Genomic DNA, 22,095 nt, shown 5'->3' with positions numbered 1-22,095 from the left:
AATCAATCAGTCGATCTTTTTAAATCAGGGTGAAAAGCGCAAACTTAATGTCGGAATTGTTCACGGCTGGCATTGAGCTGTGCCTGTACTAGCTTGGCAAATAGCGCAACATGATCATCTCGTGCATTGAGCGCAGGAATGTAAGCATAATCTTGCCCACCGTGCGCAATAAAGATATCACGATTTTCCACTTCAAGCTCTTCAAGCGTCTCTAAGCAATCAGCAGAAAAGGCAGGACTCATCACCTGTACCGACTTTACCCCTTGTGTTGCCCATTCTTTTAACAGCTCACTGGTATAGGGCTTGACCCATTCTTGCTTGCCAAAACGAGATTGGAAACTAATCGCCCATTGCTCATTGGATAATCCCAATTGCTCGGCAACCAAACGAGCAGTTTCTCTACAACGATCGGCATAGGGATCGCCTTTATCTGCATAAGGCTGTGGAATCCCATGAAAAGACATCAGTAATTTATCCGCTTGACCATTCCCTGTATAATCTTGCTCCGCCTGAAAATCACGGACACTTTGCGCCAGCGCCTGAATATAGTCAGGATGCTGATAATAATCTCGGATGATCGATAACGCAGGCAAATTACGCTGTTTTAACACCCACTGACTCAGCGCATCATAAAGCGGTGCACTCGATGTGGCAGAATATTGCGGAAACAATGGCAACAGAATAATTTGATCAGGCAGATCCTGACTGAGCTGATCGAATACGGTGTGAATACTCGGCTGCCCATAGGTCATCGCTGGGACAACTTGCAGATTTAAATCAGGATTTTGTGAGCTTAGCGCTTGCTCCAGCAACGCCACTTGTTCACGCAAGATACTGCGCATCGGTGAATCATCCTGCCAAATGCTGGCATAGTTTTTCGCCACCGTTTTGGGACGAAATGGCAAAACAAACAGATTGAGGATGATTTGCCACAGCAGTTTGGGGATTTCAATCACACGCTGATCGGACAAGAATTGTCGCAAAAACGCACGTACAGCCTGCGGTGTTGGGGCGTCTGGTGTACCAAGATTTGCTAAGATAACCACAATACGTGGTGATGCCGATTTCATAAGTATTAAAATGTAAGGAATTGGCTTAATACTAATTCAACTGACGATAAATTTCAGTATTGCAGTCAAAGTAAATTTGAATTAAAGCGATTGCTTGGCATGATCGTTACATCTAGCCTTCACATTTCGTTTTCACATCTAGTCGCCACATATGATGCTCGTCAATCATTGACTTAACGATGCCGATTCAAGGCTCTCTCACCCTCAGGCGTCAAACGCCAATAGATACGTGTGCCTGACCCAATCTCAGCTTGCGGGATAATCCAATTATTCCATTTCATTTGCAATTTGAGCTGTTGCAGACTACGACTATCGACCTGCGTTCTCGCCACAGCATGCACTCGAGGCATGATTTTATTGACTTCCGTGAGAGCAATTTCATCTAAGTAAGCATTCACCACTTTGATAAAATGCATCTCTAAGGTCGGCTGGCGAAAATGCGGTGCCAATATTTTCAGTGCTTGTACCCAAGTCAGCTCTTTTTGTAACGCCACGTCTTTCAGGTTGCCATCTTGGTAGGCTTGGGTACGAAAACTGAGCAGAAAACTTTGTTGTTCCGCCTGCTCATTTTGCGAGTAAGACACTTCTTGGCGAGCTCGAATCAGACTCTGTTCCAGCTCAGCGACTTTTTCTCGAAGGCGCACCACTTCACTTTGCAGCACATCATTGGACTTTGGACGCACCCAACCGAGTGATGGAAATTCTGATTTGGCTTTTTGAAATGCATTACGCAGATTGCGCTCGAAATCAAGCAAGCCGTTATAGTGCTGAAAATATTCACTTTGTGATTTAAATAGGTCAATCAATCCATTACGCTTTTTGATCATTTCGGGATCGGTTTCGCTGCTCGGTTGCTGATTGACAAAGCTGAGAATGGTTTTTTTCTTATTGACCGCATAGGAGAAATCAAGATGCAGATAACTGATGCCCGACGCCGACAATTCGCCATAGAAATCACTGAGCACAAACACCACATAATCACACTCATCCATCTGACGACGTGCTTGTGCCGTATTCAGTGAGTTGCGTGGCTCATTGAACTGCCACGGAAAAGCACCGAGATTTAATAATGTGTACTCAAGTTTTAATCGCTCTGCTTCCACACCTTGAAAGGCAGTCGAAATAAACACATGATAACGCTTATCAGACATGAATCTTCCTTATCACCTAAATCGTTGTCAGTACCGACTTAAGTTGTTGCACCCTCAATAGTTCAACCGATCAATTCGTACCTCGTGCACGAAAATCCTAGCAAACCATTACCCCTAAAACCAATCCCCAAATGAGGATTTATGAAATCTTTTGTTACTTTACACAATAAGCCGTTAAAGCACTGTATTTAATTTGTTTTCAGCATAATACGCTGTCGTATTATGCACTGGAGAGATGAAAATCTGAAAGATCCGTTAATCGAACGACCAATCTATTTTGAATTAAATTCTCAACGACCTTTTGCATGGACTGCTGATTGTTCCCACTGAACACACATTTCATTTCAAAATCCGTGACAAGCTGTTCATTTTGAAGCTGAAATTTTTGTAATACTCGACCACATTGCCGTGCCACCGCCTGTCCAGAATCCACCAAAATCAGCTGATCACCGTACAGCCGTTCAATCGCCGTCTTTAAAAATGGATAATGCGTACATCCGAGCACCAAATGATCAGCGCCCGCATCGATCACAGGCTGTAAACATTGTTGCAATGCCAGCAAGCATTCTGCATCCAAGGCTTTGCCTTGCTCAACCAAAGGCACCAAGTCCAAACAGGTGGTGGTCATGACCTTGACTCCCGCAGGCAAGGCAAAATGCTGTACCACATCCTGAATCAATTTGCCTCGAAAGGTTGCGGGTGTGGCAAGTACCGCCACGACTTTGGTCTGCGACTGAATCACCGCAGGTTTCACCGCAGGTACCAAGCCGATAATCGGGAATTGCTCGCCGTAATATTGCCGTAAATAATCCAAGCTAAATGCCGATGCGGTATTACACGCCACGATCGCAGCTTTACATCCTTGCTGATACAGCCAATCAATCGCCTCAGCAGTCAGTCGGCGAATCTCTTCATCACTACGTGCGCCATAAGGCACATGGGCGGTATCGGCAAAATAAAGAATTTGCTCATTGGGCAGATAGTGATGCACATCTATCGCCACTGAGAGTCCGCCAATGCCTGAGTCAAAAATCCCAATCGGCGAAGCCCGTGTTGCGCCATTCGGCAAAGCCATAGACTGCGGTGCAAGCGATTGATTCGATGCAATGGGTTGATTTGGCTGACTGTGAAGTTGAGCAGACATGGTCATCAAATGAAATAATATACTCTTGGCATCATACGCCGATTCAATGCAGATGCCATAGCAGAAATTGTTATTGTCCTGCAACCTCATCTTGCCAAAACTAAACTATCAAAAGCCCGCAACAGCACTAAAATTTCCCATTTACAAGCATCGTCATCCGCTACATACACAAAGTAAATTGTGCATCGCCACTGTGCAGTTTTAAACAGGTGCAATTTGGCTCATCATACAACTCACCATAATTGACCAAATGATAGAACACATTGCGCTGTACTAAGGCTTCCAGTTCATAGCGCACCTTGACGTATGGACGCATTTCGCCATCGAACGCTCGCATATAGATCGGATGCTCGGCATCAATCACAAACACATCCTGATTTTGTGTGGTCATTTGCAGATATTGCTTACCGTCGATTTCCACTTGATCGACTGCGCTAATCAATAATGGTGCATCTTCGACCTGAATTTTGATTTTTTCTACAGGTGTTTTGAGGAAATAGTCATCCTGTTCTTTCCATAGAATCTTGGCGAATAAATCCACCATCTTTTGACGGCGTATCGGGCGCCCCTCGTGCCACCATTCACCATTGGCTTTGATCACCAAATCCATCTCACCGCAGTAGTCTGGATTCCACTTTTCCAGCGGTGGAATACTGCGATCATGCGAAAACTGCTGTAGATAACTGGCAATATTTTCAAAATTTGCCTGAACTGCCATAATTTACATCCTCTGACTCGTGCGTCATTAGCACCTGAAAAATCCTTTTTTTCCAACACTTATGCACGATTGACATGAAAATTAGTTGTGCTTGCCAATTGGCTAAACTGCCCTTTGAAATTATAATAGCGCAATACTTATGTGACACGATGTTAGTTTTGTGTCTATGCTTATCCAAGTTTGTTGGTTTTCATCCACTTGAGTCAGGGATGGAGCAAGACAAATACCCAATATTCATGGCAGCACCGAGTTGAAAAAAACGATTCGACAATGCGGTTGCCACCGTCAATGATTTGAGGAGTCCTACATGGAGCACATCGAACGTGAATCAATGGAGTTTGACGTTGTAATCGTCGGTGCAGGACCATCTGGTCTAGCTGCGGCGATTCGTCTTCGTCAGCTTGCAATCGAAAATAACCTACCTGATTTATCAGTATGTGTGGTGGAAAAAGGCTCTGAAGTCGGTGCCCATATTCTTTCTGGCGCAGTGCTTGAGCCACGTGCCTTAAACGAACTTTTCCCAGATTGGAAAGAACAAGGCGCACCTGTCACTGTCGACGTCACAGAAGATGAAACTTACTTCTTACTCTCTGATGAAAAATCACAAAAAATGCCGCATTGGATGGTACCAAAATCCATGCACAACGATGGCAACTATGTGGTTTCACTCGGCAACGTGGTACGTTGGATGGGTCAAAAAGCCGAAGAACTTGAAGTCTCTATCTTCCCAGGTTTTGCTGCTTCGGAAATTTTGTATCATGAAGATGGTACGGTCAAAGGCATCCAAACAGGCGACATGGGCATCGGTAAAGATGGCGAACCAACACACAACTTCACCCCAGGTTATGAGCTTCATGCAAAATACACCCTCTTTGCAGAAGGTTGCCGTGGACATCTTGGTAAGCGTTTAATTGCAAAATTTGGCTTAGACAAAGATGCTGATCCACAGCACTACGGTATCGGCATTAAAGAACTTTGGGAAATCGACCCTGCAAAACACAAACCAGGTTTGGTGATGCACGGTTCAGGTTGGCCATTGGCGGAAACTGGTTCATCAGGCGGTTGGTGGCTATACCATGCAGAGAACAACCAAGTCACTTTGGGCTTGATCGTGGATTTATCTTATGAAAATCCACACATGTACCCATTCATGGAAATGCAACGCTGGAAAACACATCCACTGATCAAACAGTATTTGGAAGGCGGTAAGCGTATTTCTTATGGCGCACGTGCTGTGGTGAAAGGTGGTCTCAACGCATTGCCGAAATTGACCTTCCCAGGTGGTTGCTTGATCGGTGATGATGCAGGTTTCTTGAACTTCTCAAAAATCAAAGGCTCTCACACGGCAATGAAGTCAGGAATGCTTTGTGCTGAAGCAGTATTTGACGAAATCAAAGCAGGCGCTGAAAAAGGCGGCGACCTCATGGTTGCTCGTGTGCTTGAAGGTGAAGATCACTTTGCCAAAGAAGTTTCGACCTATACGCAGAAATTTGACAATAGCTGGCTCAAAGAAGAATTGCATCGTGCTCGTAACTTTGGTGCGGCAATGCACAAATTTGGTCTATGGATCGGTGGTGCATTTAACTTTGTCGATCAAAACATTTTCCAAGTGCCATTCACTTTGCATGATCTGAAACAAGATTATGCGGTACTAAAAAATGTCGATGCGGTGAGCTTTAAACCGAACTATCCAAAACCAGATGGCAAGATTACATTTGACCGTTTGTCTTCGGTATTCGTGTCAAATACGGTGCATGAAGAAAATCAACCTGCACATTTGAAACTCACCAATCCTGATATTCCAGTCGATGTGAATTTACCGAAATGGGATGAGCCTGCTCAGCGCTACTGCCCTGCGGGTGTCTATGAAATCATGGAAAATGATGACGGTTCGAAGCGTTTCCAAATCAACGCGGCTAACTGTGTGCATTGTAAAACCTGTGATATCAAAGACCCATCACAAAACATCACTTGGGTAGTCCCTGAGGGTGGCGGCGGTCCGAATTACCCGAATATGTAATTTGGATAGTCTTGCGAAGCAGTGCTTCTCATATCGAAATATGTAATTTGTTGCGTTAAAAAATCCGAGTTTCGACTCGGATTTTTTGTGCTTGTCATGCTGCGCTTGAACGCTTTGTCTATGCTCATGGCAAAATATTTCTGACGGTCAAAATACCTTGGCAAATGATTGCGCAGTGTTATGATGAGGCTCTTGGTGTTTTTTACAGAATCTTTGCCTGAAAAACATGAGACGCAACATAGACTCGATTATTCTTTAGAATTGCAGAATGAGAATGACATTTTTGAAATCTTCGGTTGGCTTGTTTTGGCTAACGACCTTATTCGTTAGCAATCTTGCTTATGCCAATGGTGATCATAATGCATTAATCTGTGTTGGTGATGTTGCGTCTCAGGGTAAATCTCATCGTACGCCTCCTGCCAAGTTTTATGCTGAGCTTGCGACAACACCAGATCAGCAACGTCAAGGATTGATGTTTCGTCAATCAATGGCAGATGACCAAGCCATGTTATTCATCTACCCAGAACCGCACCAAGTCGGTTTTTGGATGCGTAATACGCTGATTCCTTTGGATATGCTGTTTTTTGATGACCGTGGTGAATTGCGTGAAATCAAACAGAATATCCCTCCTTGCAAAACTCAAAACTGTCCAATCTACGTTGCGAAAAGTTCAAATATCAAATATGTACTGGAAATCAACGCTGGGCAAAGTCAGCTGTGGGATATTCAGGTCGGGGATCAACTTTATGGTTGTGGGAAGTAAAACCTTTGGTCTTTTTCAGATCATGTAGTATGGTCAGCGCCTAATCGAATGCTGTCTAAGCCATGCACCTACCTGTTTGGCATGACACCTGAGAAATATTGTTGCGGAACGGTGGAACGAGATAAAATATTTCTTTACTTTAGTAAATTTTTTAGTAAAAATGTTACTAACAAGTTTTATAAACAGTTAACTAAATTTCTTACTAAAAGGGTTTAAACATGGATATACCAACTCATTTGTCACATAAACCGATTGTAAAATTGGAAGACTACACACTGTTAGATGGGAAATTTGCTAATCAATCAGATGCTGAAGGTTTATCAATAGGCTTAGCACAGTGGAGTGATGCAGAGGAAATGGATTTATCTGCAAAAGTTTGGAGATATACGGGAGAAAAATGGTCAAGACAATCAGAAGAGTTACCTATTCATCGTGTATTAGATTTAGCTAGCTTATTATGTGCGTCTATCAGTTACGCTAAGGATGAAAAGTTACCAATTTATGATGACTTTCAGATCACTTTATCAAAGAACCCTGCATTGATTGAAGTTTTGAAAGAAGGTGTGGCTAATGATGAAGAATATTTAGATAAATCTTTAAAAAGATTGTCTAGATATCTCAAAGTGTTGGGATATTAAGTTTAATTTTCCTAAAATCAACATAATACACTCTATACGAAATCAAAAATTGGAGACTTAAGCGACTATTTTTACTGTATTTTTTACCTCGTTCCACCGTTCTGAAACAATGTTTCTCAGGTGGAATGCCAAACCAAATACAGTTTTTTTTACCACTCCATCGATTAGAAATAATTCAGTGGCAATTTTAAATAACGCTGTCCGTTTTCCTCAGGTTCAGGAAAGTGTCCCGCCAACATATTGATTTGAATCGCAGGTAAGATCAGTCGTGGCATAGACAGCGTCGCATCTCGCTGGGTTCGCATCTCGATAAATGCCGATTTTTCAGTGCCAGCTTGGATGTGGATATTTTCAATCTTTTGCGTGTGCACATCACTTTGATAACAATAACTTTCACGCCCATCGGGCAAATAATCATGACAAAGAAAAACACGTGTCGTATCAGGCAGTTGATACAGCCGTTGCACCGAATCAAATAACTGCCCTGCACTGCCCTTAGGGAAATCACAACGTGCCGTGCCATAGTCAGGCATAAACAAGGTATCGCCGACAAACACCGCATCGCCAATCACATAGCTCAGACAGGCAGGCGTATGCCCTGGGGTGGGAATGTTATAGGCACTTAAACTACCAATGTGAAATGGTTCACCATCGGCAAATAGATAATCAAAATGCTGTGAGGCATTGATCTGCTTCATATCGAAATGATAAATCTTGGAAAACGTCTCTTGCACAATGCCAATCTTGGCACTCATGGCGACTTTGCCACCCAATTTTTGTTTTAAATATTGCGCCGCACTGAGATGATCGGCATGGACATGGGTTTCCAAAATCCATTGTACGGTGAAGTGTTCTGAGGAAATATAATCAATGATCTGATCGGCATGTGTGGTTGAGGTTGATGCCGACGCCGCATCATAGTCGAGCACCGAGTCGATAATCGCACAAGCTCGTGTCGCAGGATCACCCACCACATAGCTAAAGGTATTGGTGTCTTGATGAAAGAATGCTTGAACCGAAAAGACTTGTACCGAAAAGTCGTCTTGAGTCGAAATCGCAGTTGGTGATGACAATACATTCTCCTCAATCGGCAAGTAAAAATCAATCCATTGTAATATGTTTACGAAGCGGACGAATCAGCTTCGCAAATCATGATGTTTTTTACAGTTACTTTGGGTGTGTTGAGTTGCTAGCTTAAAGCTGTTCATCTAGCAACAATTGTGCTTCACGTAAGCTGAGTGAGCCTTCATAGATCGCACGCCCTGTGATCGCACCGAGGATGCCTTTTTGACCTTTGAGCAATTTCACATCTTCCAGATTGGTCACACCACCCGAAGCAATCACGGGTAAACCTGAATAATTGGCAAGATGCACCGTCTGCTCAACATTGACGCCTTGCATCATGCCATCACGGGCAATATCGGTATAAACAATGCTTGACACACCCGCATCAGCAAAGCGTTTCGCCAAATCAGTGGCTTTGACATCGGTGACATTCGCCCAGCCGTCAGTTGCGACAAAGCCATCTTTGGCATCAATCCCAACGATGATGTGCCCTGCGAACTCTTTACACGCCAGCTCAACAAACTCAGGCTCTTGCACGGCTTTGGTGCCAATAATGACAAAAGACACCCCTGCATCAATATAATGCTCAATGGTTTCTAATGAACGAATCCCGCCACCGATTTGGATCGGCAATTCAGGCTGAGATTGTGCAATCGCTTCCACCACAGGTTTGTGAATCGGTGTGCCTGCAAATGCGCCATTCAAATCCACCAAATGCAAACGGCGTGCCCCTTCATTGACCCAATGCGCAGCGGTTGCCACTGGATCATCAGAAAATACCGTATCATCCTCCATGCGACCTTGTTTTAAACGTACGCATTTACCATCTTTTAAATCAATCGCAGGGATAATTAGCATGCTCGCATTCCTTCATTTCATCTCAATTTTTGCTCTTTTCATCTTAGCAAAATAATCAATGTTCTCTAAGCCTTAATCGTAATAACTGATCAACATTTTCCAGACCGCTATATTTTTCAGAGCACTATACATCGTAAAAGCACTGTGCCACTATCGCTAACAAGGGAATCAATCAAAAAGTACAACATTACGATGAAAATTCACCACTTGAACTGTGGCAGTATGTGCCCGATCTGCCAAAAACTTATCAATGGTCATGGCAGTTATCTCAAACCTGCCAAACTGATCTGTCACGTGCTGTTGATTGAACATGACAATAAACTGCTCTTGGTCGATACAGGCTACGGACTAAAAGATATTGCCCAGCCCAAAACTCGGCTCGGCGGCTTATTTTTAAAATTGACTCGCCCAACACTCGACCCACAAGAAACGGCGACTGAGCAGATCAAAGCCTTGGGATTTTCCCCAAGTGATGTCACCGATATTGTGCCGACCCATCTTGATCTTGACCATATTGGTGGGGCATCGGATTTTCCCAATGCACGCATCCATGTCTATGCCAAAGAGTTGGATTATGCGTTAAAGCCAACATTGAAAGATCGCCTGCGCTTTCGTAAAGCGCAACTGCAAGATATTTCGACATGGCAACGTCATGTCAGTATCAATGATCAATGGTTTGGCTTTGATGCGATTGATTTAACCGAACAGCTTGGTTTTGAAGTGAAAATGATTCCTCTGATCGGGCATACGCTGGGGCATGTTGGTGTCGCAATAAAATCAGGTGAAAACTGGCTACTACATTGTGGGGATGCTTATTTTGATCACAGTCAAATCAGCGCTCAGCCGAATGTTCCTGCGGGACTCGCATGGTTTGAGAAACAAGTGCAGACCGATCAAGCTGAACGCATCGCAACTCAAGAAAAATTGCGTGCCTTGCATCAGGCACATCCCGAAATCGAAATGTTTTGTGCGCACGACCCCGTCGAATTGGAGCGCTATCAGCCATCCGCTTTGTGACAAGAAAACGGTTTATTTTTTTAAAAACTGTCATATTTCATGAAATATGACAGTGATTTTTTCATTCAATTTTCCCCTAAATTTTAAATTTATACTTAATTATCAATAGTTTGAACAAATTATTCATTATAAAATTATTTTTCAATTATGACAAAAGTGTCATCATATTGTCATATTTCTATCATTAAATAGCATCAACAGAAACCACAGGTACATTCTCATGATGACAGCAGTTCTATTAACATTCGGTTTTATCGCTTACACTGGCGCAGTATGGCATTACGGCAACAAGTAATTCATGCCGTAAGGCAAAAGCACCGCACGCCATTCAAATTATTATTTCAAGTCATATCACTTCAAGCCATTTGCATTTTCCCGCATTTCATTAGATCATCACTTCCTCACCGACTTCACGTATAAAAATTATGAATATTGCTGCCTTTGAAGCATTCCTCAAAGTCATGGAAACAGGTTCCATTTCGATGGCGGCTGAAAAACTCTTTATTACTCAACCTGCCGTCAGTAAACGCATTCAAAGCCTCGAACAATTTTTTAATGTCAGATTATTTGACAGTGTCGGACGTAATATTCAGCCGACCAAAGCCGCAGAGCGCCTGTTACCGCAAGTCCAGCAATGGATGAATCAACTCGAAGATATGCATCGAGATCTGAGCCAGTCGCAGTCGAATATCGCAGGGAAACTGAAAATCGGTACCAGTCATCATATCGGGCTACATCATCTCGCCAAACAACTACAACCTTTTGCACAACAATATCCGCAAGTCGAGCTGGATGTGCACTTTGTCGATTCTGAGCAAGCCTTACAATTGGTACTTTCTGGTGAAATTGAACTGGCGTTTCTCACCCTACCGCCAAAACCCGATCCACGTTTGCAACATCGGGTATTGTGGAATGATCCCTTATCTTTTGTGGTCGCCCCTTTTCATGCGTTGGCACAGCAACAACAGCTTCGCCTTGAGGATTTGATTGCCTATCCGAGTTTGTTACCTGCGTCAAACACCTATACCAGTCAGATTACCTTAGCGGCATTTTCCAAATATGGGCTAAAACCGCATGCGTCAATGAGCACCAATCCGCTGGAGTCGATCCGTATGTTGGTATCAATTGGGCTGGGTTGGTCGGTGTTACCGCAGACTTTGATCAATGAGGATTTGTGTATTTTAGATTTGGATGTGCAACTGGAACGCCAACTTGGCATCGTCTGGCATCCTGATCGTAGTCAATCCAAAGCGATGCAAAGCCTACTCAATCAGTTAGAACGCTTAGGGTCTGCTGACATTTAACAATTTTCACAGCGAATAAGCCCAAAGCACCGATTAATCGCAACTGCTACTACAGCTACTACAACTATGATTCCCCGAATGATAATCATCACTGGAAGACGCCGTTGCCCCTTCTTTTAGTGCATATTTCCCACGTAACACCTGTACATCATAGTGCAGACCATCCGCCCAGCCTAGCGCCGCATCGAGAGCATATAGTCTGGACAGTTGCTTGGTACGATAGGGATTGAGACCGTGCAAATAGCAACTCTCCTGCCAAGCCAGATGATTTTGTCGGCTATGCAATGATTTTAAACGCCATTGCGCACCTAAGCTCTGTTCAGCATGAATCGGAATATGTGGCACATGCTCTAAAGAATAACCCAATACCGAAATACACCATTGTTCATAGACCTTAGGCTGTTCCAGCATGCAGTGCCACAGCGCATCGACCGCATGTGATGGCATGGCATAGTCTCGTTTGGACAAGAGATGCATTGCGATAAAATCCAAGAAGCCTTGTTCGATCAAATCGACTTGCTTCGGTGTCAATGCTGGATACTGTTGTCTAAATGCCGATAAGATTTGCGGGGGTAAATGGATGTGATTGAATTTTGCCAATTGACGATTTTTACGCCAACGATACAGCAACCGTAAAAATGCAAAAAATACCAAACTCGATGGAATCAACATCCACCATGCAACGCCACCTTCTGCCCAAATCCAGTATGCCACGCACGTACCAACCCCGAGAAAAATCCACCAACTGACCTTAGCAACGGGTGCCACACGAGACATTGCAAGCAGTGTATTTACTGCCCGTGTTGTATTTTGCTTGCTTTGATGCATTGCTTGTTGCTTAGTTTGATGCATCGTTCGTTGCTGAGTTTTCATTCGACTTTGATCACGATTTTCAGCGTACATTCAGATTGTGCGTTGACTACAGCCTAACATGAACGGCGACGACTTTGCCTAGTGGCTTTTTTGCTATAGTTATTTTTAATGATTTTTTAATGGTTATTTTTAATGATTTTTTTAATAGTTCTTTGCAATGACGCTTCAGCATCTTGTGATCTAAATTCAGCGGACATTAAAAATCCGTTTAAATCGACCAATCTTCAATTTTCCAATGGTTTTCAATCGCTAATTTCTCAAGGCGATCGTCAGGATTTACCGCAATCGCATGCGTTGCATATTCAAGCAAAAAGCGATCGTTGATTGAATCAGAATATGCCCAAGATTCATCGACTTGACGCCCAGCCAGCCATTGTTCGAGTCGGGTCAATTTGCCCGTTTGATAACATGGTACTCCAGCCACTTTCCCTGTGTACTTTCCATCCACCATTTCGGCATTGGTGGCGATAATCTCGGTAATGCCAAAGGCACGGAAAATCGGTGCAGTGATAAAGTCACTCGTCGCCGTAATTCCGACAATGGCATGACCCTGTTCTTGATGATGTTGAATCGCTGCAAAGCCTTTTGGACGCATTTGCGCACGAATCACTTTTTGCATAAACAAATCATGCAATTCAGACAAATAAGCGTTGTCATGCTGGGTCAAAAATTCAAAGACAAACTCGTTATAAGCGATCGGATCAAGCTGCCCTGCTTTATAATCTTCATAAAATTGATCATTCATGTGGCGATGACGCACTGCATCCACCAAGCCTTCACCCACCAAAAACTCCCCCCAAGAATGGTCGGAATCGGTATTTAACAAGGTATGGTCTAAATCAAACAGTGCCAGTTTCATCAAACTTCTCAAATGCTTCAATAATTTGGTAAAAAAAATGTAATTCTGTTACCGCAACAGTCAGAAATTCGTTAAGATCATAGCAATTTAAATTGCTTTTTGACTGTGCGTCCACTCGCCGAGCATCATACGCTGATCTCAGCCTGCACGCAAAGTCCATAACATAGAATATTTAGGTGCCAAATGATCGACTCCGAAGGTTTCCGACCCAATGTCGGGATCATCTTGGCAAATGACGCTGGACAAGTACTATGGGCAAAACGCATTGGACACAATGCATGGCAGTTTCCACAAGGCGGCATCCAATATGGTGAATCGCCAGAACAAGCACTCTACCGAGAGCTGTATGAAGAAGTTGGACTATTGCCAGAGCATGTCGAAATCGTTGCACAAACCCGAGGCTGGTTAAGATATCGTTTGCCGTATCGCTACATCCGTACCGACTCTAATCCAGTCTGTATCGGACAAAAGCAAAAATGGTTTTTATTGCGCCTAATTGGCGACACCAAACACATTTGTTTAAACACCACCGCCCCCGCCGAGTTTGATGAATGGCAATGGGTGAGCTACTGGTATCCGCTTGGGCAAGTAGTAAATTTTAAAAAAGACGTCTATCGCCGTGCGCTGACTGAGCTGAGTTTGGAGTTACCATTTAGTGCTTAAATGGTATGACTTCAATGCATGACTCCATTGACCGCTTCATCATGCACACGTTGGAACTGATTTTGATTTGACTTGATTTTGATTTGATTTCGAATCGTGATAATTCACTGAGTAAAGGACATTGTGAATGGCAAATACCATGCAACTTGAGACCTTAAGACGTATCGTGCAAGAAGTGGATGCTTCGCCGAGCCTGCACGAGGCTTTGGATGTCATGGTCAATCAAGTTGCGGAAGCCATGAATGTCGATGTCTGTTCGATTTATTTACTGGATGAGCGCAATCATCGTTATGTCTTGATGGCAACCCACGGTCTCAAAGCCGAAGCGGTCGGCACGGTCTCGCTCGCCACCAGTGAAGGTCTGGTCGGCTTTGTTGGACAACGTGAAGAAATCGTCAACCTCGAAAATGCCCCGCAACATGAACGCTTCTTATACTTACCTGAAACAGGTGAGGAAATTTATAACTCGTTCATGGGTGTGCCCGTCATGTATCGCCGTAAGGTAATGGGCGTCATGGTCATTCAAAATAAAGAAAGCCATGATTTTAGCGAAGCCGCAGAGTCGTTTTTAGTGACGCTCTGTGCGCAACTTTCTGGGGCGATTGCTCATGCGCATGTGGTCGGCAATATTGATGTCTTTCGTAAGCCAAACAGTGCCGCCAGCTACCAAACTTTTTTAGGCGTACCTGGCGCCGATGGTATTGCGCTCGGTCGAGCGGTAATCCTCTATCCTGCTGCAGATTTATCCTCTGTACCTGACCGAGATGCAGAAGACATTAGCGAGGAATTAGCGCTGCTCAATGAGGCGATTATTGCGGTACGTGAGGAACTAAAACAGCTCGACACCAAGATGCAAGACTCATTAATGTCTGAAGAGCGTGCATTATTTAGTGTGTTTTTACGCATGCTGGATGATCATGCCTTGCCTGCCGAAATCAACACCTTAATCCGTGATGGACAATGGGCGCAAGGTGCGGTACGCCGTGTTATTGACAAACATGCCAATGCCTTTGCACAGATGGAAGACAGCTATCTGCGAGAACGTGTCGCCGATCTCAAAGACCTTGGACGCCGTATCCTTGCACATCTACAAACCGAAGATACAGGGCATAAGGAAATCACCGAAGATACCATTCTCATCGGTGAAGAAATTAGCACTGCGGCATTGGTCGAAATGCCGATTGCCAACATCGCTGCCATTGTCACCACCGAAGGCGCAGCCAACTCCCACATGGTGATCGTGGCGCGTGCGCTGGGGATACCAACTGTGGTCGGTGTGACCGAATTACCAATTCATACTTTAGATGATGCGGAAATGATCGTTGATGCCTATCAAGGTCGTGTGTTTATTCATCCGCCTCGTCGTCTGCGCACCCGCTACAAAGAAATCAAAAAAGATGAAGATCAGATCGCCAAAGACCTGAAACAGTATGAAACCAAAGATGCCATTACCCCAGACGGTGAGGCGGTCAAACTATTCGTCAATACAGGTCTGATGATCGACGTGGTACGTGGCGTGCAACGTGGTGCCAAAGGCGTTGGACTGTATCGCAGTGAAATTCCCTTTATGCTGCGTGAACGCTTTCCAGGGGAAGAAGAACAACGGGCAATTTATCGGCAACAGCTCAGCCACTTCGCCAATAAACCTGTGGTGATGCGTACCCTCGATATTGGTGCGGATAAAGATTTACCCTACTTCTCGATTGATGAGGAAAACTCGGCGCTGGGTTGGCGTGGGATTCGATTTACGCTTGATCATCCTGAGATTTTTTCCTCGCAAATCCGTGCTATGCTCAAAGCCAGTATCGGATTGAATAATTTGCATATTTTACTACCGATGATCACCAGCGTCAGTGAAGTCGAAGAAGTGTTGTATTTGCTTGAACGTGATCTAGCGGCGGTACAAGAAGAAGAACAAGTCAAAATCACCCGTCCAAAAGTCGGCATCATGATCGAAGTACCGAGCATTTTGCTCCAGATCGAGGACTTTGCCAGTTTGGTCGATTTTTTCTCGGTCGGCTCAAACGATTTGATTCAATATCTTCTGGCTGTAGACCGCAACAATCCTCGTGTGGCAAGTGTCTATTCACATTTTCATCCAGCGATTTTGCGCACCCTTGCCAAGCTGGTTCAGGAATGCCACAAGTTTGAAAAACCTGTCAGTATTTGCGGTGAAATGGCGGGCGATCCATTGACGGCTGTGCTGTTGATGGCGATGGGCTTCAATACCTTATCAATGAGCTCGAGTAATATTCTCAGAGTGCGTAAAGCCATTTGTAATATTCCAATGAGTGATGCCAAAGACTTACTTGATCAAGCGTTAAAGTTGAATAATCCGCTGATGACCAAGAGCATGATTGAGCATTATTTCCGTACGCACGGTTTGGCAGATATGGTGAAATCAGGTCGTGTGGTGACGGTTTAATTTTTTTCTATTGCACGATCACTAGAAGCTGTCTCAAAATCTAAGCAACCCCACCTAACCTCCCCTTAACAAGGGGAGGAATTCTAACTATTTGATTTTATTGAGTAGCCTTCCCCCTGTGAAGAAGTGAGAAGCATACTTCGCAAGTGGAGGTTATCGTTTTGAGATAGCTTCTTTTTTTGTTCCTTTTGTTTTGTTTAAATTTTCCGTCTTTAGGATGCCAAAGCCCGATCAAACAAACGCTGAACGTCTGCTTGAGAAATATTCAACATACCCACCACACGTCCGTGCATGGCACTATAACGACTTTGAACAAATGCCTCAGCAACATCAGACTCAGAGTAGCGTAGCATCAATACCGACTGCGCCAATAGTACCAATCGTGTCACCAATGTCCGTGCTTGGAACTGCAATTGATCAGGCGGTAGCATCAACATTTCATAGAGTTGACTGCGTTCAATTTTGAGTGTTTGATGTGACGCACATTCTTCTGAAAAAGAAGCGAGAAGTATTTCGATCAACTCTGATTCACGTTGCATCGCTCGAAGCACATCGAGGCACATGATATTGCCCGAACCTTCCCAAATGGTATTCACAGGTGCTTCACGGAACAGCCGAGCCATGATGCCGTTATCGACATAGCCATTACCACCAAACGCTTCCATCGCCTCACCTGTCAGTTCCACCGCACGCTTACAAATCCAAAACTTAGCCGCTGGTGTCATCAGACGTATCCACGCTTGTGACAAGGCATTTTCATTCGCATTGTCTTGCTTTGCGATCTGATCATAATGTGAGGCAAGGTGCATACTCAGTTGCAAAGCGGCTTCTGTTTCTAAAGCCAAATCAGCCAATACCGCTTGCATTAATGGTTGCTCGGCAAGTGCTTTACCAAAAGTCTGACGCTGACGCGTATAAGCAAGACACTGCACCAACGCCTGACGCAGAATCGCTGTACTGCCGACGGAGCAAGTCAGGCGGGTATAGTTCGCCATTTCGATAATGGTCGGAATGCCTCGCCCTTCCTCACCGATCATGATGCCCCATGCGTTCTGAAATTCAACTTCAGAGCTGGAATTACTGCGATTGCCGACTTTTTCTTTGAGGCGTTGCACATGCACTTGATTCAAACTGCCATCGGACAAGCGACGTGGCACAAAAAAGCAGCCTATACCTTCATGCTCGGTCTGCGCCACCACCAGATGAGCATCCGACATCGGCACGGAGAAAAACCATTTATGCCCTGTGAGCAAATAGGCTTCGCCACGACCTGCTTTTTCAATTGGCTTGGCAAAGGTCTGATTGGCACGCACATCAGAGCCACCTTGCTTTTCAGTCATGCCCATACCAATCCAAATCGACTTTTTCTCGGCGATTGGAATATCTCGGGCATCGTATTCTGAGGACAATAATTTCTCACCAATTTCCGCCCAAAGTTTTGGCTCACGTTGTAGCAGTGGAATACAACCTAAAGTCATGGCATGTGGACAGAGGTTGCCTGCTTCGACCTGTCCTGTCAGGTAAAACTTGGTCGCCCAATCCACCCATGCCGAATTTTTGTGATCATCATCGGAGTGAATAAACGGCTGAGTTATAAAAGGATAAGCATGCACATTAAACTGGCGATTGGTCTGCATGACCTGATGCCACGCAGGATGAAACTCGACCTGATCAATGCGTCGCCCACGTGCATCAAAGCGGTTTAATTCTGGGGTATGACGATTGGCGAGATCTGCCGCTTGGAAAAATGACGCACGCCCAACCGTTTCGCCAAATGCAGCATGTTCCGCCTGCAACTCACTGTGATAATGATGCAGAATTTCTTTGAGAATCGTATCCGTTTCAAACAAGTTATAATCTTGCAATTCATCAAATTGATTGCTGATGGTATGTGTTGACGTCGTGTCCATGTCTACGATGTGTTGCGATTGCATCATCTGTTTCCTGATTACTTGTATTTTTTACATTTCCAATCCAGTATAAATCATTCCAATCTTTGAGCCGTTCGGATTTTTTGCATGTCACAATCCCCGATCAATGTCCGCCGAAAGCCTCGCCAATCAAGGGCGAAGTTTACTCAGCAAGCCCTGCTTGATAGTGCTGTTCAGCTTTTGGCGGAGAAACATCATGGAGAGATCACCGTTCGAGAAATGACTGAGATTGCAGGCGTGGGTTTAGGTACTTTTTATGAATACTTCAGTCAAAAAGAAGATGTGTTTGCCCTGATCATTCATCAACAGATCAAAGTACTGGCGCAGGAATTACTTGAGCATGGCGCACATCTACGCACGACTCAACCTGATATTTTAATTACTGACTATGTGAAGCAATTGATTCACATTCAACTGAAAAAGATTCAAAACGCACAGCAGATTTGGGCGACCATTTTTTTATTAGAACGACAATTATCAACGAGCGAAGTTTATCAAAAACATTATGCGCTGATGTGTCAGCTTTGGCAGGACTTACTTCAACCATTTGCGATAGCAAACCTTGGGCGCACTGCGATCAATTTACATCGTGTGATTTATGGTTTTGTCATGCAGACGCTGTTGGTTGAGCCTGATTTTAGTGAATGGACTCATTTAGAAACTGACATTGGCATTGCCTGTAATGCGTTCCTAAAGTCATAAATCTATAGCCAACATCGAAAGCAACTCATGTGTATCACTTCGGCTCATTTCAAATAGTGACTAAATGTTATCGAGTTTTTTAATCATAATAAAAGTTTTAATCTGTTTTACAAATATTAAGTGCCATTCTTATAATAAATTCCAATCGTTAAGACAACATCTGATCGACATCACTATATGTAAAAGGATTTCGTCCCATGACTAATTTCAAAACACAGATTTCGACTAACAAACGTAACACTTCACATCAGCAAGGTATGTTAGCTTTATTAAAAGTATATCTTGCTGAATACAGTTTAAATCATTGATGACACAATCTTTTTAAAGATGTTGCAATGTTTTGAATACACGATTTTAAAAAAATTCAGGTTGTTTAAATCTTTATTTTAAACACTGATTTTCCACTTCATTATTCAGCAAGCAATAGCCAGTCAAACGGATATTCGCAAGCTATAGGAGATCCCCATGAACGCACCCACTGGACAGTGCCCTGTCATGCACGGCGCAAATACCGAAAATAAACAAACTCCAACGGATTGGTGGCCAAATGCGCTCAATCTCGACATTTTGCATCAACATGACCGCAAGACCAATCCATTTGATGAAGATTTTGATTATCCAACCGAGTTTAACAAGCTCAATCTGAATGCCTTGAAACAAGATTTACACGATCTCATGACCTCAAGCCAAGCATGGTGGCCTGCGGACTGGGGCAACTATGCAGGCATGTTTGTGCGTACCGCATGGCATTTATCAGGCACCTATCGTAAAGGCGATGGTCGTGGTGGCAGTAATACAGGTAATCAACGCTTTGCACCGCTGAACTCTTGGCCTGATAACGTCAATACCGATAAAGGTCGCCGTCTACTTTGGCCACTCAAAAAGAAATATGGCAATAAAATCTCTTGGGGCGATTTGATCGTACTTGCAGGCACGGTTGCCTATGAAGCGGTTGGGCTGAAAACTTATGGCTTCGCAGGTGGTCGCCGTGAAATTTGGCATCCTGAAAAAGATGTCAATTGGGGCTCTGAACGTGAATGGCTCGCTGCCACTAAAAACCGCTATGAAAATGATGACGACCGTGAAAGCCTAGAAAATCCATTGTCTGCGGTGCAAATGGGCTTGATTTATGTCAACCCTGAAGGGGTCGATGGTCAGCCTGACCCACTGAAATCTGCACAAGATATTCGAGTGACTTTTGGTCGCATGGCAATGAACGATGAAGAAACTGTGGCACTGGCGGCAGGTGGTCACACCATCGGGAAATGTCACGGTAATGGTAAAGCAGACTTGCTCGGTGCAGATACAGAGGCAGCGGACGTTGAGTTTCAAGGTCTAGGCTGGCATAACCCTGAAGGCACAGGTAACCGAGGCAATACCATGGTTAGTGGCATTGAAGGTGCTTGGACGACTGAACCGACCAAATGGGACAATGGCTATTTTGATTTATTGCTCAATTATGAATGGGAACTCACCAAAAGTCCTGCGGGTGCTTGGCAATATGAACCTGTGAATCTCCCTGAAGAGAAAAAACCACTGGATGCGCATGATCCATCGGTACGTCGCAATCCGATCATGACCGATGCCGATATGGCGATGAAAGCCGATCCGATTTACCGTGAAATCTCTGAGCGCTTCTACAATGATTTTGACTATTTCTCTCAAGTCTTTGCCCGCGCTTGGTACAAATTGACGCATCGTGACCTTGGACCCAAAAGTCGTTATCTTGGCAATGATTTTCCGAGTGAAGATTTGCTTTGGCAAGATCCAATTCCAACTGTAGATTACACTTTGTCTGATGCAGAAATTGCCGACTTAAAACAGCAATTGTTAAATAGCGGATTAAGTGCAGTCGAGTTAATTAACACGGCTTGGGATAACGCACGCACCTATCGTGGTTCGGATTTCCGTGGTGGTGCCAACGGCGCACGTATTCGCCTTGCACCGCAAAAAGATTGGGTAGGCAATGAACCTGAACGTCTGCAAAAAGTGCTGAGTACTTTAGAATCTATTCAATCGGGCTTGACGAAGAAAGTCAGCATTGCTGATTTGATCGTACTTGGCGGTACGGCAGCGGTTGAACAAGCAGCTCGTGCAGCAGGTGTCGAGATCACTGTACCATTCGCAGCGGGTCGTGGTGATGCCACCGATGAACAGACTGATGCAGAATCTTTTGATGTACTTGAGCCGATTCATGATGGTTTCCGCAACTGGCAGAAACAACATTATGAAAACACGCCTGAAGAATTATTGCTTGATCGTGCACAGCTTATGGGTTTGACCGCACATGAAATGACGGTATTGGTCGGCGGTATGCGTGTACTCGGCACCAATTTTGGTGACAGCAAACATGGTGTATTGACCGACAATGTTGGCGTGCTCAGCAATGATTTCTTCGTCAATCTGACCGATATGCGTTTCAAATGGAAACCAACTGGACGCAATAGCTACGAGATCATCGATCGTGAAACTGAACAAGTGAAATGGACTGCGACTCGAGTGGACTTGGTATTTGGCTCAAACTCGATCTTACGTTCATACGCTGAAGTCTATGCGCAGGACGACAACAAAGAGAAGTTTGTCAAAGACTTTGTCAAGGCTTGGGTCAAAGTGATGAATGCCGATCGTTATGATCTAAGCTAGTCAGTCTAAACCAAACAACTTTTCATACACCTGAAACATCACCAAGCGGACACTTTGTCCGCTTGGTTTTTTTAAGAATTTTATCGATCCGAATGACAAATAAAACGCAAACTAATCCAATGGATTAAAAATCATATAGAAAAATTGACATGAACAACTCACACAGAAAATCACCACAGAAAATCAGTGCTGTGTATAAACTCTAACTTATCCACAATTTGGCATAATTTTCAATCAATCACTAAAAACCG

18 protein-coding genes are annotated in these 22,095 nt (G+C 44.1%); 9 read left to right on the top strand and 9 right to left on the bottom strand.

What is annotated here, in order from left to right; translation table 11 throughout:
- Window positions 1–44: 44 nt before the first annotated feature.
- The 4 genes from hemH to BLQ60_RS04825 form a co-directional block, all read right to left on the bottom strand.
- On the bottom strand, window positions 45–1,070 hold the full coding sequence (hemH, locus tag BLQ60_RS04840; RefSeq protein WP_092616818.1) for a ferrochelatase: 1,026 nt from the start codon (window positions 1,068–1,070) through the stop codon (window positions 45–47).
- 173 nt (window positions 1,071–1,243) lie between these two features.
- Window positions 1,244–2,221 carry a DUF4062 domain-containing protein gene (locus BLQ60_RS04835; RefSeq protein ID WP_092616816.1) on the bottom strand — a complete coding sequence of 326 codons (978 nt, stop codon included), beginning with the start codon at window positions 2,219–2,221 and terminating at the stop codon, window positions 1,244–1,246.
- 220 nt (window positions 2,222–2,441) lie between these two features.
- Window positions 2,442–3,296: a glutamate racemase gene (gene murI, locus BLQ60_RS04830; RefSeq protein ID WP_092617412.1), complete on the bottom strand. Its 855-nt coding sequence runs from the start codon at window positions 3,294–3,296 to the stop codon at window positions 2,442–2,444.
- A 229-nt stretch (window positions 3,297–3,525) separates the two neighbouring features.
- Window positions 3,526–4,083: a DUF1285 domain-containing protein gene (locus tag BLQ60_RS04825; protein ID WP_092616814.1), complete on the bottom strand. Its 558-nt coding sequence runs from the start codon at window positions 4,081–4,083 to the stop codon at window positions 3,526–3,528.
- A 307-nt stretch (window positions 4,084–4,390) separates the two neighbouring features.
- On the opposite strand from BLQ60_RS04825, the gene BLQ60_RS04820 reads away from it, so the two are divergent.
- The 3 genes from BLQ60_RS04820 to BLQ60_RS04810 all read left to right on the top strand — a co-directional run bounded on the left by BLQ60_RS04820 (window position 4,391) and on the right by BLQ60_RS04810 (window position 7,504).
- On the top strand, window positions 4,391–6,103 hold the full coding sequence (locus BLQ60_RS04820) for an electron transfer flavoprotein-ubiquinone oxidoreductase (protein ID WP_092616812.1): 1,713 nt from the start codon (window positions 4,391–4,393) through the stop codon (window positions 6,101–6,103).
- Between the two features lie 274 nt (window positions 6,104–6,377).
- Window positions 6,378–6,866 carry a DUF192 domain-containing protein gene (locus BLQ60_RS04815; RefSeq protein WP_092616810.1) on the top strand — a complete coding sequence of 163 codons (489 nt, stop codon included), beginning with the start codon at window positions 6,378–6,380 and terminating at the stop codon, window positions 6,864–6,866.
- 218 nt (window positions 6,867–7,084) lie between these two features.
- Entirely contained in the window at window positions 7,085–7,504 is a 420-nt protein-coding gene (locus tag BLQ60_RS04810) for a DUF6530 family protein (RefSeq protein ID WP_092616808.1), read from the top strand.
- A 164-nt stretch (window positions 7,505–7,668) separates the two neighbouring features.
- On the opposite strand, the gene BLQ60_RS04805 is transcribed toward BLQ60_RS04810, so the two are convergent.
- Together BLQ60_RS04805 and hisA are read right to left on the bottom strand one after the other, a co-directional pair.
- Window positions 7,669–8,577: an MBL fold metallo-hydrolase gene (locus BLQ60_RS04805; protein WP_244515962.1), complete on the bottom strand. Its 909-nt coding sequence runs from the start codon at window positions 8,575–8,577 to the stop codon at window positions 7,669–7,671.
- Window positions 8,578–8,698: 121 nt separating this feature from the next.
- Window positions 8,699–9,427: a 1-(5-phosphoribosyl)-5-[(5-phosphoribosylamino)methylideneamino]imidazole-4-carboxamide isomerase gene (gene hisA / locus BLQ60_RS04800; protein ID WP_092616806.1), complete on the bottom strand. Its 729-nt coding sequence runs from the start codon at window positions 9,425–9,427 to the stop codon at window positions 8,699–8,701.
- A gap of 192 nt (window positions 9,428–9,619) precedes the next feature.
- Here hisA and BLQ60_RS04795 point away from each other — a divergent pair, with 192 nt between their 5' ends.
- Both BLQ60_RS04795 and BLQ60_RS04790 read left to right on the top strand, forming a co-directional pair.
- Window positions 9,620–10,444, top strand: coding sequence for an MBL fold metallo-hydrolase (locus BLQ60_RS04795; protein WP_092616804.1), 825 nt, complete (start codon window positions 9,620–9,622; stop codon window positions 10,442–10,444).
- A 425-nt stretch (window positions 10,445–10,869) separates the two neighbouring features.
- Window positions 10,870–11,748 carry a LysR family transcriptional regulator gene (locus BLQ60_RS04790; RefSeq protein WP_092616802.1) on the top strand — a complete coding sequence of 293 codons (879 nt, stop codon included), beginning with the start codon at window positions 10,870–10,872 and terminating at the stop codon, window positions 11,746–11,748.
- A 33-nt stretch (window positions 11,749–11,781) separates the two neighbouring features.
- Here BLQ60_RS04790 and BLQ60_RS04785 read toward each other — a convergent pair whose 3' ends face one another.
- Entirely contained in the window at window positions 11,782–12,621 is an 840-nt protein-coding gene (locus BLQ60_RS04785) for a glycine-rich domain-containing protein (RefSeq protein ID WP_143005180.1), read from the bottom strand.
- 208 nt (window positions 12,622–12,829) lie between these two features.
- Complete coding sequence (locus BLQ60_RS04780) at window positions 12,830–13,480, bottom strand: HAD family hydrolase (protein ID WP_092616798.1); 651 nt, start codon at window positions 13,478–13,480, stop codon at window positions 12,830–12,832.
- Window positions 13,481–13,663: 183 nt separating this feature from the next.
- Here BLQ60_RS04780 and BLQ60_RS04775 point away from each other — a divergent pair, with 183 nt between their 5' ends.
- Together BLQ60_RS04775 and ptsP are read left to right on the top strand one after the other, a co-directional pair.
- Window positions 13,664–14,143, top strand: coding sequence for an RNA pyrophosphohydrolase (locus BLQ60_RS04775; protein WP_092616795.1), 480 nt, complete (start codon window positions 13,664–13,666; stop codon window positions 14,141–14,143).
- A gap of 127 nt (window positions 14,144–14,270) precedes the next feature.
- Entirely contained in the window at window positions 14,271–16,568 is a 2,298-nt protein-coding gene (gene ptsP / locus BLQ60_RS04770) for a phosphoenolpyruvate--protein phosphotransferase (RefSeq protein ID WP_092616792.1), read from the top strand.
- A gap of 212 nt (window positions 16,569–16,780) precedes the next feature.
- Here ptsP and BLQ60_RS04765 read toward each other — a convergent pair whose 3' ends face one another.
- Window positions 16,781–18,478 (bottom strand): acyl-CoA dehydrogenase family protein, encoded by a 1,698-nt coding sequence (locus BLQ60_RS04765; protein ID WP_092617406.1) that lies wholly within the window; start codon window positions 18,476–18,478, stop codon window positions 16,781–16,783.
- A gap of 108 nt (window positions 18,479–18,586) precedes the next feature.
- Between BLQ60_RS04765 and BLQ60_RS04760 the strand changes: the two genes are divergently transcribed.
- Window positions 18,587–19,201 (top strand): TetR/AcrR family transcriptional regulator, encoded by a 615-nt coding sequence (locus BLQ60_RS04760; RefSeq protein ID WP_092616789.1) that lies wholly within the window; start codon window positions 18,587–18,589, stop codon window positions 19,199–19,201.
- A 495-nt stretch (window positions 19,202–19,696) separates the two neighbouring features.
- A complete protein-coding gene (gene katG / locus BLQ60_RS04755; protein ID WP_244515971.1) occupies window positions 19,697–21,844 on the top strand; it encodes a catalase/peroxidase HPI in 2,148 nt (715 codons plus the stop codon).
- Window positions 21,845–22,095: the final 251 nt, after the last annotated feature.

It is taken from the genome of Acinetobacter marinus (assembly GCF_900096915.1).
Lineage (GTDB): Bacteria > Pseudomonadota > Gammaproteobacteria > Pseudomonadales > Moraxellaceae > Acinetobacter > Acinetobacter marinus.
The sequence above is the reverse complement of the archived record's forward strand: the minus strand, read 5'-3'. Positions and strand labels throughout refer to the sequence as shown.

What these genes read in the sequence shown, in the direction of transcription:
- hemH (WP_092616818.1), bottom strand. Translation starts at nt 1,070, where the DNA reads ATGAAATCGGCATCACCACGTATTGTGGTTATCTTAGCAAATCTTGGT.
- BLQ60_RS04835 (WP_092616816.1), bottom strand. Translation starts at nt 2,221, where the DNA reads ATGTCTGATAAGCGTTATCATGTGTTTATTTCGACTGCCTTTCAAGGT.
- murI (WP_092617412.1), bottom strand. Translation starts at nt 3,296, where the DNA reads ATGGCTTTGCCGAATGGCGCAACACGGGCTTCGCCGATTGGGATTTTT.
- BLQ60_RS04825 (WP_092616814.1), bottom strand. Translation starts at nt 4,083, where the DNA reads ATGGCAGTTCAGGCAAATTTTGAAAATATTGCCAGTTATCTACAGCAG.
- BLQ60_RS04820 (WP_092616812.1), top strand. Translation starts at nt 4,391, where the DNA reads ATGGAGCACATCGAACGTGAATCAATGGAGTTTGACGTTGTAATCGTC.
- BLQ60_RS04815 (WP_092616810.1), top strand. Translation starts at nt 6,378, where the DNA reads ATGACATTTTTGAAATCTTCGGTTGGCTTGTTTTGGCTAACGACCTTA.
- BLQ60_RS04810 (WP_092616808.1), top strand. Translation starts at nt 7,085, where the DNA reads ATGGATATACCAACTCATTTGTCACATAAACCGATTGTAAAATTGGAA.
- hisA (WP_092616806.1), bottom strand. Translation starts at nt 9,427, where the DNA reads ATGCTAATTATCCCTGCGATTGATTTAAAAGATGGTAAATGCGTACGT.
- BLQ60_RS04795 (WP_092616804.1), top strand. Translation starts at nt 9,620, where the DNA reads ATGAAAATTCACCACTTGAACTGTGGCAGTATGTGCCCGATCTGCCAA.
- BLQ60_RS04790 (WP_092616802.1), top strand. Translation starts at nt 10,870, where the DNA reads ATGAATATTGCTGCCTTTGAAGCATTCCTCAAAGTCATGGAAACAGGT.
- BLQ60_RS04785 (WP_143005180.1), bottom strand. Translation starts at nt 12,621, where the DNA reads ATGAAAACTCAGCAACGAACGATGCATCAAACTAAGCAACAAGCAATG.
- BLQ60_RS04780 (WP_092616798.1), bottom strand. Translation starts at nt 13,480, where the DNA reads ATGAAACTGGCACTGTTTGATTTAGACCATACCTTGTTAAATACCGAT.
- BLQ60_RS04775 (WP_092616795.1), top strand. Translation starts at nt 13,664, where the DNA reads ATGATCGACTCCGAAGGTTTCCGACCCAATGTCGGGATCATCTTGGCA.
- ptsP (WP_092616792.1), top strand. Translation starts at nt 14,271, where the DNA reads ATGGCAAATACCATGCAACTTGAGACCTTAAGACGTATCGTGCAAGAA.
- BLQ60_RS04765 (WP_092617406.1), bottom strand. Translation starts at nt 18,478, where the DNA reads ATGGACACGACGTCAACACATACCATCAGCAATCAATTTGATGAATTG.
- BLQ60_RS04760 (WP_092616789.1), top strand. Translation starts at nt 18,587, where the DNA reads ATGTCACAATCCCCGATCAATGTCCGCCGAAAGCCTCGCCAATCAAGG.
- katG (WP_244515971.1), top strand. Translation starts at nt 19,697, where the DNA reads ATGCACGGCGCAAATACCGAAAATAAACAAACTCCAACGGATTGGTGG.